Here is a 14261-nt window from a genome sequence, read left to right as displayed (position 1 = left end):
GCCCGTTCGTGCATTTTCAATGGCTCGGACAGGCGCCCACGGCCAAAATGGCCTTTCCTTGCTTGATGGGACAAAGCCGGTGGCGCGGCGGTTCGATTCGGAGGCCGATCTGAACGCTGCCATGCAGCGGACAATAGCTTGGCGCGGCGAAACCGTCGCACGCGGACCTGTCATTTCCCATGTGAGATGATGCCAGGGCAGATCCGCCACCGTTCACCAATACTAACTATGGGCCCGATCGCTGAAGTTTCGGCATGTCGGGCAGGTCGCGCTTGTCGCCCCGGGTGAGCGGTCAGGATCACCGGTCCGATCCAAACACGATCCGCTTCACAACAAGGCCAGAGAGCACAAGGAGGTAGCGAGTCAAGGGGACATTGTGCGGCCCTCATCGAGCGCACAGTCTCCACCAGAACACCTCAGCCCCATTGATCTGCACCGAAAATGCGGATGCACCAATCGTTGGCGCTAATTGATATCTCTCATCGGCCTCCGGCCAAGCCGTTACTGCTGTCTTCACGAGAATCCAGTGTACAGTGGGGGCTGCTGAGCGGCGTCGAAGCGGGGAGGGCTCTCTGATCTGCCTGCTGAGCCGTTCGTTCGTTGGAGGCTCCCGTTTCCCGCACTCAGAAACTCAATGCCCGTCCGTCGCCCTATTCGCCCCTCCGGCATGGCGCCTTCCGGGCGGTGTGGCTCGCTTTCCTCGTCTCCAATCTCGGTGGGCTGATCCAGTCGGTAGGAGCCGCGTGGCTGATGACGTCGCTGACAGGCTCGGCCGGCCTCGTGGCGCTGGTTCAGGCCTCGACCGCCCTACCATTCATGCTGTTCTCGCTTGCCGCCGGCGCGATTGCGGATAACTACGACAAACGGGCCGTGATGCTGGTGGCGCAGGTCTTTACGATCGCAGTCTCGGTCGTGTTGGCGGGGTGCACCTACTTCGGGCTGATCATCCCGTGGAGCCTGCTGATTTTCACGTTCCTGATCGGCTGTGGCACTGCCGTTAACAATCCAGCTTGGCAGTCCTCTGTTCGAGACATGGTGCCCCGTCAGGATCTGCCGCAGGCAATTGCTCTCAGCGGCGTGAGCATGAACATCGCGCGCAGCGTTGGCCCTGCCCTTGGTGGAGTCATCGTTGCCATTGCGGGAGCGACGGCTGCTTTCGCAGTGAACGCCTTCAGCTATCTTGTCCTGATCGTCGTCCTCTTCCGCTGGAGGCCGCAGATCCAGGCTCGGCGCTTGCCGCCGGAATCCCTTGGCAGTGCCATGGGCGCCGGGATCCGCTTTGTGGCGATGTCACCGAGGATCAGGATCGTTCTGGCTCGTACCTTCGTGTTTGGTCTCGCCGGCAGCGCCGTCCAAGCTCTCATGCCTCTTGTGGCCCGCGACCTTGTCGGGGGTGGTCCAGCAACCTTCGGCCTGCTGTTTGGCGCATTCGGCATCGGAGCGATTGGAGGTGGTCTATCCAGCAATCACATCCGTCTGGCACTTGGCACAGAGACCATGGTTCGTCTGTCCTTCATTGGCTTTGCGGGCTGCTCTCTTGGGACCGCCTTCAGTTCCAATACGCCCTTGACGATGGTCGCCATGGGTCTCGGAGGAGCTTGCTGGGTCCTGGTTCTGTCGTCGTTCAATGTCGCGGTCCTGGTCTCCTCGCCGCGGTGGGTGGCCGGGCGGACGCTGGCGCTCTTCCAGATGGCCGTGTTCGGCGGCATCGCTCTGGGGAGCGGGACCTGGGGTCTGCTGGCCGAGCGGTTCAGCATCAGTGAAGCACTGGTTCTGTCGGCGCTCGTGCACCTGCTGGCCGTCCTCATCGGCCTGCGGTGGGTGCTGCCGGACAATAAGGAGGTTAATCTGGAGCCGCTCAACCGCTGGAAGCATCCCAGCCTCAGCATGGAGATCGAGCACCGCAGCGGTCCCATCGTGATCACCATCGATTACCAGATCCGCGAGGAGGACGTGCGGGAGTTTCTTGCCCTGATGGTTGAGCGGCGCCGGGTCCGCCGCCGCGATGGGGCCCGCCATTGGCACCTGCTGCGCGACCTGGCCGAGCCAGAGCTCTGGACCGAGCGCTACGATACGCCCACATGGCTGGACTATATCCGGCAGGCTCAGCGAATTACCCAGGCGGATGCGAGGATCGTCGACCGGTTGAACGAGCTTCATCGTGGAGCCGGACCACCGCAGGTTCGCCGGAGGATTGAGCGCCAGCCGGTTTCTCCCCCATCTGAGGCAGACGACCCCCACGAGACAGATCATGACTCCACAGACCCACCCCAGTTGCCATCTTAATGAGCGCCTGTTCCGAACAGGCCAACGTCCGTGATGCAGTCGGTCTGCTCGGCCCCTCGAACGATGGCTAGCCGCTGTTTGGCCTGCTCATTGCGTCCGACAAGGCCGAGAGCCCCTCTTGGGTTCTCCAAGACCAGTTTGAAAGACGCCAAAGGGACTCCGGGGGCGCAGCCCAACGCCCCCTATGGTCGCTGGTTCGCACCCAGGGTCCTGGTTCGACAGTTCCTGGAAGCCTTGCTACAGGGCGCCGTGGGCAGGCCGGATCTGTCCCGCTGCCAGAGAGGGGAATGAGATGTCCGACTGTTTGCACTGTGAGATCAATCAACTTGTGCAAGAGCGCTTTGAGCGCGGCGATACCGACCTCGCCGAGATGGCCTCCATGATGGCCGAGAGCCTCGCCGACCTGGTTCTGCTCGCGCCCGAAAGCGACCGGTCCAACGTGATGGCGCATGCGCTCTCGGCCTTCGGGCAAATCGTCTTGGAGAAGGGCGGCGCACTCGAAGGCGGCTCCAACGCCACCCATTAAGGTCAGCAAACCGTCTCCTCGTTCAGCCCGGACCGGCTCATCGCAACGGGGAATGTGTGATCCTATCAGTACCAGTCCCGGCCCACTAGAACACCCCGATGCTCATCCCGGCCGCGAGGGCGGCCCCAAGCTCCTCGCAGCACTTCAGATCGTTTGGGTTGATGACCTTTGGGGCCAAAATCGCTTCCGGGGTCTGAGCATGGGTGCAGACGATCAGCGGATCCGCCACGGCTTTGAGCCGCCATCCCGTCGCAATGCGCTCCACCTGACGCGCCGCGTTGTGACCGTCGCTGCCGGCACAGATCAGCGTCGCGTACGGGCGCCCGTTGATGCGATCAAGCGCCGGATAGTAGGTGCGGTCGAAGAAGTCCTTCATCAGGCCAGCCATGGCACCCAGGTTCTCGGGGGTGCCGAAGAGATAGCCATCCGCCCCAAGGAGGTCTGCAGCCTGAGCAACCAGCGCCGGAAGCAGGCGGACGCGAATGACCGGCTCTGCCGCTGCGCCACGGGCAGCGGCCTCGACCATCTGCCGGGTGCCTCCGGTCATCGAATGATACACGATCAGGAGTGTTTTCGTCGTGCCTGAGTACAGCGGGTCGGCCATCGGCCGAGATCCTGGACCTGATGGCAGGTGGCCGCAAGAGGATCAACCTGAGCACGGATCCAGGCGCAGCAAGGGTCGCAGACTTCTTGTCAAAACGTTTGTTGAACGAAAATTGCCTCTGGCAACCAAGTTGAAATGTCGCGTTTGTGCAAAGTTGAGATGCCGTTGTGCCAGTTCTGACGATATCCAGGGAGCGGAAGAACACGGAAGCACCCTGCATCCACGATCTCGATGTCAGAATGTCTCTTCGCTGTGCAATGGGGTGGATCAACCCCTCAGCCTATGACCAAGTTCCCTCGAGTTTCCATGGTCGGCTGCGGTCGTGAGGCAGACGAATACCTGTCAGGCATTCCTCCAAAAGCTGGGCTCTTGAGTCTACCGCAAATATTGATGGTAGGAATTTTGCCGATATGCAGTCTTCATGACTGAACATTGAGTCTTGAAGAGAAAAAGGTTGGAATGGGAGCCGAGATACCAACTCTACAACTCTGAGCGCGGAATCAAGTGCGAAACGCCAAGCCGTTCGGAACCAGCCTTTTACTTGCGAATTGATTCGGCCGTTTGAGCTAATTGATTCTGCTTAAAGGAGTTTTCCAACGGAGAATCCAGATATTGTGAATGGATTCTTGCGCTCTGACTCCACAGCCGTCTCAGAATCGGGCATTTCTCGTAACTGTCTGGAGTGCTGTGGGTGGAATGCCATGCCTGACACGAAAGGGATCGAGCGCGTTCAACGGCTCCGGAAAACTCGTCGGGAACGGGGAGACCGGGAGATGAACGTTTGGGTGCCTCAGCTTATTGGGGCAGCGATCGACCGTGCCGTCGGGAGCGGCCGCTTTAAGACGCGTCAGGAAGCCATTAACCACGCCCTTGAGACAACCTTTGTTGGTAAGGAGCCAAACACGGTGACGTAATCAGGCAAAGCAAAAGGCCCACGAAGCTGGAAACTTCGAGGGCCTTTGGAGACCACCGCGAGGGTGGGCATCTGGAATGATTTGCACCTTCCTTATGCCATCCCGACAAGCTGAGTGTCAAGAGCATCGGTTTCGGTGAACCCTCCCGCTTTGCCCTCAACATGGAGGGTACGATGCAGCTTGCATCGTCAGGAGGCCGGCGGCTGAGACATGCCGCCCTGGCCGCGAGAGAACTCGCGCTCGAAAACGGGCGCACTGTGACGCGTAAGGAACTGTCGGCGGCTGTGCGCCAGGCGGCCGAGGCCCTGTGCCTCCGAACCGGCTTGCGCACCGTCTTGTCCGAACTTGTCGCCAGCTGGGGCGAGCAGGAATGGGACAGGATCCTCGTCTGGCCGTCCAACGACTACCTGATGAAGCGCACGGGCCTTTCCGAGCGCGCACTGCGGGCTTGCATCCGCAAGCTCATCGACCTGCAACTCGTCGTGCCGAAGGACTCGCCCAACGGCAAGCGCTACGCCGTCAAGGACCTGGCCGGCGAGATCGTCGACGCGTTCGGCTTCGACCTGACGCCGGTCTACGCGAGGCGAGGGGAGTGGGCCCAGCGCATCGTGGAGCAGAAGCAGCTCCGCGAGGTGCGGAAGCGCGCCTTCGACGAGGTGACGATCTGCCGGCGGGCCGCCGAAGAGGCTCTCAACGCGCTGGCGCACCACTTCCCCGATCTCGACAGCTCCGATCTGGAGGACCAGGTGGAGGCGCTCAAAGGAAGGACGCCGCTGCGGAGTTCACAAACTCTGCCTGATAGTATCCTGGAACAGTGGCAAGCTCTGAGGAATGCGTGCGAGGAAGCGTTCTACAAAGCGGGCAATGGGGGCGAAAACCGCCGCCACAAAGAATCAAACAACGGATCTCCTAGCGAGACTTGTACAAAGAGCTTTCCGGGGAAAGCTGAGGCGGTTCTGCCAAAAGAACGACCGGCAGAGCACCTATCACCGGCATTGATCGTTGAGGCTTGCCCCACGGTCACCGATTACGGAAAACCGATCCGTACCATCGACGACCTCGTCGGGGCAGGGCGGTACCTGCGGGCCTCGCTCGGCGCGCATGAGAGCGCCTGGAACGAGGCCGTGGCTGAAATCGGACCCGTGGGGGCAGCCACGGCGGTGATCTACGTGCTGCAGCTCTACGATGATGACGTGTCGAGCGGCACGCAGAAGATCCGCAACCCTGGCGGCTACTTCCGCGCATTCGTCCGGATGGTGAAATCGGGCAAGATCAACCTCGAGGTCGAGCTGCTCGCCATGCGGCGCAGACGGATGACGTGACAGCGCCTCAGAAGCTGGTGCCGGATTCGAGCCTGACGCGACAGCCTTCCTTGAGGATCAGGTGCAAGAACACGCAATCGTACTGCGACGAGACGTCGAGGGTCACGCGTCCGGTGAGGCCTTCATAGGTCAACCGGTCGACGCTCGCGCGGGCCCACCGGACCTTGAAGTTCTCGTCCATGTGCTGGCGCGCGTGCGCCTGGAGGGAGGCCCCCTTCAGCGTCATGTGCGCGTCGTCGAAGCAGCCTTGGGCCTGCATTTCGCCGGCTTCCACGCGGGCGTTGCAAAGGTTGATCTGCATGCGCAGGGTCTGGCCCGTGGCGTCGGCCGCCTGGATCAGGGCGGTGCGGATCGTGGCCATGCGCCCGTAGTCGATCGCCAGGCCGAGGATGCCGACGAGGAGCGGCATCAGCAGCGCCATCGCCACGCCGACGGAGCCGCTCTCGTGCCGGCGGAGCAACTCGGCCGGCTGCGAAATCGGGAAGGTCCGGTTCATGTGGTGCCCCTGCTTTTGAGGAAGCGCCGGATCGTCGTGGGGCTGGGCAGCTGAATTTGGTCGGCCGCGAAGCCGTCATCGAGGATCCGGTCGTTGCGCGACTGGATGGTCGTGTCCGCTGAGACGACGCCGCCCGGGAACGCCCGGATGAAGGCGACCTCGAGCAGCTTGTGCCGCCACCACCGGCTCGCGACGACTGCCCGTTGCTCGTAGAACTTTTCGATCGAGCGCTTCGACGGCGGATGACGCCCCAACTGCTCCACGGCGCAGGCCCGGATGCGCCGGATCCGCGCGGCGGGCGCGATGTAGCTCGAGACGCCGCCCGGAAAGCACAGGGCGTCGCACCGGGCGATGATGGCGCTCGCGGTGGCCGGACGTCCGGGGCGGCGGGAATGCGGGATCGTGTCCGTTTGAGGGCAGAGCACTGCACCACTCCAAAATTCTTTGATGGGGTGGTGAGGCGGCCCGAGGAGCGACGCGTGAAGCGGTCCGGGGCCTCCCTTCTTCTCCAGGCTCTAGTACTACAGCCGGGTCTTGTGCGTTGTCTTAGACACGGAGGTGTCGCGCCATGACGCACGCAAGCGAGGCCCATCGTTGGGCCTATCAGTTGGATGACCTTTGCACCCGGATTACTCCCCGTTTCGGCCGGATCGAACCGCGCCGACGCGTCCGGGCTTACCTGCAGGGTCTACTCGCGCCGCTGGAGCGCAAGAACGGCTGGCACCTGGCGGAAGCGGCCGGCGATGCCAGCCCTGATGGCGTGCAGGATTTCCTTGCCCGCATGCATTGGGATGCCGATGCCGTGCGCGATGATCTGCGCGCCTATGTCGTCGAGCATCTGGGCGATCCTGACGCCGTGCTGGTGCTCGACGAGACCGGCTTCTTGAAGAAGGGGGACAAGTCGGCCGGCGTCAAACGCCAGTACTCTGGCACCGCAGGCCGCATCGAGAACTGCCAGATCGGGGTGTTTCTCGCTTATGCCAGCCGGCACGGCCATGCCCTGATCGACCGGGCCCTGTACCTGCCGGAAACCTGGGCTTATGACGCCGTACGGCGGGCGGAGGCGGGTGTGCCGGACGAGATCAGCTTCGCGACCAAGCCGAAGCTCGGGCAGGCGATGCTGAAGCAAGCGTTCGAGGCCGGCGTGCCGTGTGCCTGGGTGGTGAGCGACAGCCTCTATGGTGCCGATCACCAGACGCGGCGCCTGATCGAGGCGCACGGGCGCGGCTACGTGCTGGCTGTGACCTCGGCCCAGCGGCTCGGGTTCAAGCCCGTGGAGGATTGGCTCGAGGACGTGCCGGCCAGAGGTTGGCGGCGGCTGAGCGCTGGGGATGGAGCCAAGGGTCCACGGCTGTATGACTGGGCCTATCTGCCGTATCGCACGCCGCCCGTGCCGGACTGGAAGACCGGCCTGCTGATCCGCCGTAAGAAGGGCCGCCCGCATCAGTTCACGTTCTATCTCACCCGTTCACCGGAGGAGACGTCGCTCGCCGAGCTGGTGCGGATTGCGGGCCAGCGCTGGCGGATCGAGAGCTGCTTTGAGGAAGCCAAGGGCGAGACCGGCTTGGACGCGTACGAGGTGCGCGCGTGGACGGGCTGGCATCGGCACATCACGTTGGCCATGCTGGCGCATGCGTATCTCACCATCGTGCGCCAGCACGCCATCGGGGGGAGAGGCCCCCGTCGGGCAGGCCGCGGGGCTGCTGCCGTTCACGGTGCCCGAGGTGCGATGGCTGCTCTGGCACTTGGTGTGGGAGCGGCCGCCTTCGATTGAGGCGGTGGAGCACTGGTCGGTGTGGCGTCGGCGGCATCAGCAGCGGGCGCGAGAATGCCACTGGCGCAAACGCACCCGACGCCGACGTAAATCACGGCTGTAGTAGTAGGACGCATGTAACACACCATCCTAGAGCATCGGACGAGAAGTCGGAGCCGCTGATTTCTGCACCCCATCAATGCTGAATTACTTTTGCTGAATTACTTTCGAAGTCGCTGGCAATAAGTCCGTTTAACCGTCCGATGCACCGCCATCTGCTGGCAACGTCATTGGTCCATTCCCTTGAGGATCTAGAGCATCGGACGAAAAAGCGGATCCACGACGCTCCACCTTTCTCCGCTAGGCAGGGGTAGGAACGGAGCGGGTCCGACAAATCGTCCGATGCTCTAGTCGGCTACACGGATTACCGAATCGTCTGGCAGGACGACCGAACGGTGCGGTGGCTGCCCGACGAGGGGAGATCGTGTGTGACGAGGTCGGGCGTCCGTCGCGGATCGTCGGAGCCGTCTACGACATCACGGCCCGCAAACGCCTGGAAGAGCAGCGCCAGCTTCTGATGCAGGAACTGACGCACCGGGTGAAGAACACCCTGGCCATGGTTCAGGCCATTGCCACCCAGACCCTGAGAAGCGCTCCTTCACTGGAAGCGGCCGGCATCATCTTCAGTGAGAGATTGGCAGCCCTGGCTCGGGCGAACGACACCCTGCTGCAAGAGAACTGGTCCAGTGCCAGCATCACGGTGATCGTCGAAGGGGCCATCCAGTCACACAACGATCATGGCCGGATCCACGTCAGCGGGCCTGATGTCCACCTTGGGCCGAAGACGACGCTGGCCCTCTCGCTGGCCCTACATGAGCTCTGCACCAATGCAGCCAAGTACGGGGCCCTGTCGGTGGATGCGGGACAGGTCGAGATCACGTGGAATGTGGCAAGGGATGGGGAGGCTGGCCTGTTTCGGTTCAGGTGGCAGGAAAGCGGCGGTCCTCTTGTCAAAGCTCCTGTACGTAAGGGCTTTGGCTCGCGGCTGTTCGAGCGAAGCCTGGCCGGGAGCTTCGGCGAGCAGGCAGGGATCATCTATGAGCCTGCCGGCGTCGTCTGGAGCATCGAGACGCCGCTGTCGGCTCTTCAAGAGCCAACCTCTGGCTACCGCCTGTTATAGTTTGAATAGCGGACCTCCCCTGTGCAGTTGCCATGGAAACGTCGGCAGCGCGCATCTCTCAGGACGGCCGGTAGCAATACACCCGAGCCAACTCCCTCGGATCCACAAACACCGTCTCGGCCGTGCAGAAGCCGGCCTCGAGACCCAACGAGTGCCACACGGCCACAGACTCCGGATAGTCTGATGCACGATTGTGAGTGACAATGGCGCAAAACTCCGATGCGTCGAGCTCCGTCCACAAGAGGCGGCTACCGTGCTCGACGCGACCGAGCCAGCCGTCACGATCCTCCCCCTCACTCAAGGTCGGCTCCCAGATCAGGAATAGGCCGTTAGGACCTAGCAGGCGACGCACCCGGCGCATCAGCTCGCCCTTGTTTCGCGTATCGAGGTGGTGCAGGGACTGCCCGATCCAAACGACATCGACGGCCTCCGACCAGCCCGCCAGTGCTTCGGCGAAGTCGGCCTGAACAAGAGTGACCGGGCAGGGAAGGGTCTTGAGCGTCTCTTCCGCCAGGGTGAGCGCCGGCTGCGATAGGTCAACGCCGAAGTAGCCAGAAACGTCCGTTCCCCTCAGGGCTGCCCTGCTCCCGGTGGCATCCCCGCACCCAAGGTCGAGAAAGCGGAAGGGCTTGGGGGCCTCGGTGACCAGGATGCCGTGCAGCAGGTCGTAGACCTCGCGATGGAAATTGTAGTTGAAGTCGATCACCTTGCGGTAGGTCTGCCATTGTGTCTGGAAGATTGCCTGCGACATGAATCCCTCCCAGGCAGCGCCTCAAAGGCGGAGTCGAGGTGCATGTACGACACTCCGAGGGTAGCACACCCCAGTGACGGGGACAAAGTCCGTTGCTCTGCCGCATGTGGCAGTGTCAGCCCAGGCACGAAGCTGCCATTTGTGTCCCTGACCACCTGCATGGTGTTGACCGATCTGGGTCCGTGTTGCTCGCGACCTTGGGACTTGATCCAGTCGAAAGCGGCTGCGAGCGAGAGGACGCCCATGAAGCTTGAGGCGGTGGCTCCGTTCTGATGCCGCCAGAGGATGGCCGAAAGTGTGCGCCGAAGGTCCTGTGGCGGGGTCTTGCCCTTGGGCCTGCACGCCTCAATCAGCGGCTCCAACATCGCCCATTGCTTGTCCGTCAGCATCGATCATCTCCGCCAGGACGATCAGAACGCTGGCTTGCGAAAACAGTTCAAGCTCGAACAGGCCGGGCGGCTTCCCGGCCACATGAACGTGCTGCTGGCGGGGGCGAAGGTGCCGTACGGCATCGTGCTGGAGATGGACGAGATCAACGAGGACTTTGCCGACACTGACGTGGTGATCGTGATCGGCTCGAACGACATTGTGAACCCGGCCGCCCAGGAGGATCCGAACAGCCCGATTGCCGGCATGCCGGTGCTGGAGGTGTGGAAGGCCAAGCAGGTGTTCGTGTCCAAGCGCGGGCAGGGGACGGACTACTCCGGGATCGAGAACCCGCTCCTCTACAAGGAGAACACCCGCATGTTCTACGGTGACGCCAAAGCCAGCGTCGACCAACTGGTGCAGGCCATCTGAAGAATCTCCTCAGGCCGAAACACGACACCAATCCTCCACGAAGGTCTTTTGTTGGCATTTCTCTGAAGAAGCGCTTTGGTCTGCTCATGAGGCAGTGAGCGGACCTTCATTTCATTTGCTGTTCGTTCCTCTTTGACCCGGAGCTGACTTTAGCCGAACGCGGTCCTATGGCTTGTAGACAGCGCAGTTCCGGCAGCGGGGTTGGTGCCAGCGGCTCCCAAGTGTCCTTCAATATTCGTGCTCACATCGGGCCGGGCAGAGCGGGCCGCATCGACTGGCTCTTTGCTGACTCACTGACCCGAGCGCCGATGGAAGCTTCTGAATACGGTCAAACGACACCTCATCGGGTTCCGTAAAGGGCGTTCTGCGAATTACGAGACCATGGTGGTATAATCGATCTAACAGGACGTGTCTTCCAAGCCAGCAGTTTCTCCGGGAGGAAGACAATGAGCACAGTCAAAGCACTCATTTTGTTGTCGTTTCTTACTCTGGTCTCATCCGACTTGGGCTTCGCAGCGGAAGAGTTGCCCCCCGGCAGCCTGACCCTGCAGGCGGAAATCCCGCGCGGCGGCGATTTCATGGGTTTCGGGTTCGACTCCCTCTGGATGATGAACCAACCCTCGGATCCGGCTCTCGGCGGTGGGCCTCTGGTCCGGGTCAACGCTGCGGATAACAGCGTGACGGACATCCCGCTCGGTAGCTATGGCAAGTATCGCGCCATGGGCATCGGCGAAGGGGCCGTATGGGTGCCTGCCACGACCCGCGACCTGATCCTCAGGATAGACCCCAACACCAACAAGCTGGTGCAGGAAATCCCCGCCCAGATGGTGGAGAGCGAGGGCAACATCGGTGTGGGGGAGGGTGGGATCTGGGTCCTGACCGCCCCATCCAGTGCGACCAGGGACACCGTTCTGACGCGCTACAATCCTGGGACCGGGGCAGTCGAGGCGGAGATCCCGCTCCCTTCAGCCAGTGCCGGAGTCGTGGTCGATTTCGGCTCGGTTTGGGTGACCGGCTTTGAGAACGGCGAACTCTATCGGATCGACCCCAAAAGCAATGCCGTCATTTCGACCATCAAGCTCCACGACCGACCGCGCTTTATCGCGTCCGGCGAAAGTTCGATTTGGGTGCTGAACCAGAGCGATGGCACCGTACAGCGGATCGATGGCAAGACCGGCGAGGTGCTGGCGACCATTGAGACGATAGGACGGTTGGATGGTGGCGATATCGTTTGCGGTGGCGGCTACGTCTGGATCAGCGCCCCAAGAACACCGGTTGCGCAGATCGACCCCAAGACGAACACGCTGGTTCGCCATTTCACCGGATCAGGTCCTATGGGCGATGCCATTCGGTACGGAGCGGGCTCACTCTGGATCTCGGGGAAAGCCATCTACCGAATACAGCCGCCAGACTGAAACAGGTGTGGGTGGTACGATAGGAGCGCCTTTGTGAGACCTCCAAGGGGAGGATCGGCGTTCAATCGAAACCAGTTCCATAAAGGCACCTTCTGCGAAATTGCGCATCTAGGATCCAAAGGACGGGTAGCTCTGCCAATCGGCCCAGCCCTTTCGTGTAAGTTGATTTGCGGCCGGGCATCGGATGACCGATCCTGCATCAGATTTTGGTGGAGGACGCGCAACGTGAGCCAGGATGATCCAATCACCGAGATCCGGCGGCATCTTCTCTCCGTCCAGGCGATTGCCGCGCTTGGCGCAGAACTCCGGCTCCGGCAGGAGCACCGCGAGGGCGACCCGATGCTCCGCCCGCGGCTTCAGGAGGCGGCGCGGGCGATGCATCCTGCGCTCCCGGACGGGCTTGGGCCCGCCCAGCAGGAGGCGATGCTGGCTGCGATTGGCTACGCCTTGAGCGAGGCCGCGGCACTCTTTGCCGACCCAGCCCAGCCACCAGGGTGGCGGCACCAGGATCCGGTGTTGATCGACGCCATCGGCCGGGCCTCGCGCAAGATCGTGCACGACTTGGAGGCGGCGTCCGCCGATCGGCCCGAGCTGAGGGCGGCATTGCGGCGTGAGGGCGGAGCCTTCCTTGACGTGGGAACGGGCGCAGCCTGGCTGGCGATCGAAGCGGCACGGGTCTGGCCGGCGCTTCGCGTCGTCGGCATCGACATTCACGAGCCTGCGCTGGCGCTGGCCCGGAAGAACGTCACCGGGGTCGGTCTCGAGGCGCGGGTGGAGCTCCGTTGGCAGGATGTCACCGTGCTGGAAGATGTGGAGGTCTTCACCCTGGCTTGGCTGCCCTTGCCCTTCTTGCCTGAGCCTGTTGCGGTGGCGGCGCTTGAGCGCATTCGCGCGGCCTTGGTGCCTGGGGGTTGGCTGGCGCTCGCGCGCTACGCCGCCCCTGCAGAGCATCTGCCGGCAGCGCTCAGTGGGTTGCGCACGGTGCTCAGCGGCGGCCGTCCGTGGACCGACACCGCGCTTGAGGAGGCGCTGCACCAAGCAGGGTTCAGCGCAGTCGAACACCTGCCAACGACACCAGTCGCACTGACCCTTGCGCAGCTCTGACCCGATCGACAGCTGAGCCGCCTTTGTCAGCTCAGAGTCAATTCGCCAGCTGATGAAGCACGGCCCGTTCCATAGAGATGTTTCTGCGAACTACGCGGGCGGATTGTATCGGTCCTGCGCGAGGCCTATGCTCAAGCCAAGCCACAGGATCTGTGAACAGCTCAGACAGGCCTTGGAGGATGCTGCGGATGGCCAACACGGTTCGCCTTGCCCATCCTGGTGACGAGAGCCTGCTCGACGCATTCCTGGCTCAGCATGCTGATAGCTCCCTGCATCTGCGCTCTTTTCTTACTCGTGGCGGCCTCGTTGATGAGGGAAAGCCCCTTCAGGGCACCTATGCGATTGCCCTTTCGGACGGTCACATCGTGGGCGTCGCGATGCACAGCTGGCACAACGTCGTGTTCCTGCAAGCGCCCGGGAGCTCTGCCGAGCTGGCGCGGGTGGCGATCGAGGCCACAGGCCGGCCTTTGCTTAAAATCCTGGGGTCGTTGTCACAGGTGGAGACGGCTCATGCTGGGTTAGGTTTAGAGGAGCAGGCCATCCAAAGGCAATCCCGAGTGGGCATGTTCGTGCTCAACCTCTCCGACCTGATAGCCCCTGGTCCCCTTGGCTCAAGCTCCACCTCCTGCCGTCGGGCCAAGAGCGAGGATCTTGCTCTGCTCCGGGAGTGGCGCTTCAGCTATGAACTGGAGAGTACTGGGCTCCCTGATACGGATACGACCCGGTCGCTTGCAGCCCAGATGATTGAGGGACACGTTGCGCGCAAGGAAGCCTTCCTTTTGGAGGTAGGGGACATACCTGTGTCGCTCTGCACCCACCCTGTGTCGCTCTGCACCCACATGGTACGGGTCTCTGACATTGTTCAGATCGGAGGCGTATGGACCCCGCCAGAGTGGCGTGGGCGCGGGTATGCCCGAAGGGTCGTGGCAGGTGCCCTCCAAATCGCGGAGCAAGAGGGCGTAACGCGCGCGGTGTTGTTCACTGAGAGCCCTGCGGCGCGACGCTGCTACGAGGCTCTTGGATTTCAGCGGGTTGGTGACTACAGCACGATTACCTATGCGACTGATACCACTGGGTGAGCAACGCGCAATCTAGCCGTTCCATAAACGGCC

Annotated in this window: 12 protein-coding genes and 3 pseudogenes; 9 read left to right on the top strand and 6 right to left on the bottom strand. The window is 62.4% G+C overall.

Annotated features, from left to right (window positions below; all coding sequences use genetic code 11):
* Window positions 1-600: 600 nt before the first annotated feature.
* Window positions 601-2286, top strand: coding sequence for an MFS transporter (locus tag DRB19_RS15240; protein WP_114186887.1), 1686 nt, complete (start codon window positions 601-603; stop codon window positions 2284-2286).
* Here DRB19_RS15240 and DRB19_RS29980 read toward each other — a convergent pair.
* Window positions 2283-2438 carry a hypothetical protein gene (locus DRB19_RS29980; RefSeq protein ID WP_162815708.1) on the bottom strand — a complete coding sequence of 52 codons (156 nt, stop codon included), beginning with the start codon at window positions 2436-2438 and terminating at the stop codon, window positions 2283-2285. The two genes, DRB19_RS15240 and DRB19_RS29980, sit on opposite strands and share 4 nt — an antisense overlap.
* A 140-nt stretch (window positions 2439-2578) precedes the next feature.
* On the opposite strand from DRB19_RS29980, the gene DRB19_RS15235 reads away from it, so the two are divergent.
* Window positions 2579-2812, top strand: coding sequence for a hypothetical protein (locus tag DRB19_RS15235; protein ID WP_147023253.1), 234 nt, complete (start codon window positions 2579-2581; stop codon window positions 2810-2812).
* An 85-nt stretch (window positions 2813-2897) separates the two neighbouring features.
* On the opposite strand, the gene DRB19_RS15230 is transcribed toward DRB19_RS15235, so the two are convergent.
* The gene (locus DRB19_RS15230; RefSeq protein ID WP_114186885.1) at window positions 2898-3416 is read right to left on the bottom strand and encodes a flavodoxin family protein; all 519 of its coding nucleotides are present in this window, start codon (window positions 3414-3416) and stop codon (window positions 2898-2900) included.
* 1087 nt (window positions 3417-4503) lie between these two features.
* Here DRB19_RS15230 and repC point away from each other — a divergent pair.
* The gene (repC, locus tag DRB19_RS15225; RefSeq protein WP_114186884.1) at window positions 4504-5652 is read left to right on the top strand and encodes a plasmid replication protein RepC; all 1149 of its coding nucleotides are present in this window, start codon (window positions 4504-4506) and stop codon (window positions 5650-5652) included.
* 7 nt (window positions 5653-5659) lie between these two features.
* On the opposite strand, the gene DRB19_RS15220 is transcribed toward repC, so the two are convergent.
* Together DRB19_RS15220 and DRB19_RS15215 are read right to left on the bottom strand one after the other, a co-directional pair.
* Window positions 5660-6148, bottom strand: coding sequence for a TadE/TadG family type IV pilus assembly protein (locus DRB19_RS15220; protein ID WP_114186883.1), 489 nt, complete (start codon window positions 6146-6148; stop codon window positions 5660-5662).
* Window positions 6145-6573 (bottom strand): hypothetical protein, encoded by a 429-nt coding sequence (locus tag DRB19_RS15215; protein WP_114186882.1) that lies wholly within the window; start codon window positions 6571-6573, stop codon window positions 6145-6147. The genes DRB19_RS15220 and DRB19_RS15215 overlap by 4 nt, the downstream gene beginning before the upstream one ends.
* 143 nt (window positions 6574-6716) lie before the next feature.
* Between DRB19_RS15215 and DRB19_RS15210 the strand changes: the two are divergent.
* Window positions 6717-8012, top strand: a pseudogene (locus DRB19_RS15210) (IS701 family transposase).
* Between the two features lie 373 nt (window positions 8013-8385).
* Window positions 8386-9081: a sensor histidine kinase gene (locus DRB19_RS15205; protein WP_114186881.1), complete on the top strand. Its 696-nt coding sequence runs from the start codon at window positions 8386-8388 to the stop codon at window positions 9079-9081.
* 58 nt (window positions 9082-9139) lie between these two features.
* Here DRB19_RS15205 and DRB19_RS15200 read toward each other — a convergent pair whose 3' ends face one another.
* Together DRB19_RS15200 and DRB19_RS15195 are read right to left on the bottom strand one after the other, a co-directional pair.
* A complete protein-coding gene (locus tag DRB19_RS15200) occupies window positions 9140-9832 on the bottom strand; it encodes a class I SAM-dependent methyltransferase (protein WP_114186880.1) in 693 nt (230 codons plus the stop codon).
* 260 nt (window positions 9833-10092) lie between these two features.
* Window positions 10093-10221 (bottom strand): annotated as a pseudogene (locus tag DRB19_RS15195) (transposase); the annotation flags it as partial.
* A 61-nt stretch (window positions 10222-10282) separates the two neighbouring features.
* On the opposite strand from DRB19_RS15195, the pseudogene DRB19_RS15190 reads away from it, so the two are divergent.
* From DRB19_RS15190 to DRB19_RS15175, 4 genes and pseudogenes are all read left to right on the top strand, one after another.
* A pseudogene (locus tag DRB19_RS15190) lies at window positions 10283-10630 on the top strand (NAD(P)(+) transhydrogenase (Re/Si-specific) subunit beta); the annotation flags it as partial.
* Between the two features lie 446 nt (window positions 10631-11076).
* Window positions 11077-12045 (top strand): Vgb family protein, encoded by a 969-nt coding sequence (locus DRB19_RS15185; protein WP_114186879.1) that lies wholly within the window; start codon window positions 11077-11079, stop codon window positions 12043-12045.
* A 225-nt stretch (window positions 12046-12270) separates the two neighbouring features.
* Window positions 12271-13149: an SAM-dependent methyltransferase gene (locus tag DRB19_RS15180; protein WP_114186878.1), complete on the top strand. Its 879-nt coding sequence runs from the start codon at window positions 12271-12273 to the stop codon at window positions 13147-13149.
* A gap of 188 nt (window positions 13150-13337) precedes the next feature.
* A complete protein-coding gene (locus DRB19_RS15175; protein ID WP_162815707.1) occupies window positions 13338-14228 on the top strand; it encodes a GNAT family N-acetyltransferase in 891 nt (296 codons plus the stop codon).
* The last annotated feature ends 33 nt before the right edge of the window (window positions 14229-14261 follow it).

The organism is Microvirga aerophila (assembly GCF_003332305.1).
GTDB lineage: Bacteria > Pseudomonadota > Alphaproteobacteria > Rhizobiales > Beijerinckiaceae > Microvirga > Microvirga aerophila.
The sequence above is the reverse complement of the archived record's forward strand: the minus strand, read 5'-3'. Positions and strand labels throughout refer to the sequence as shown.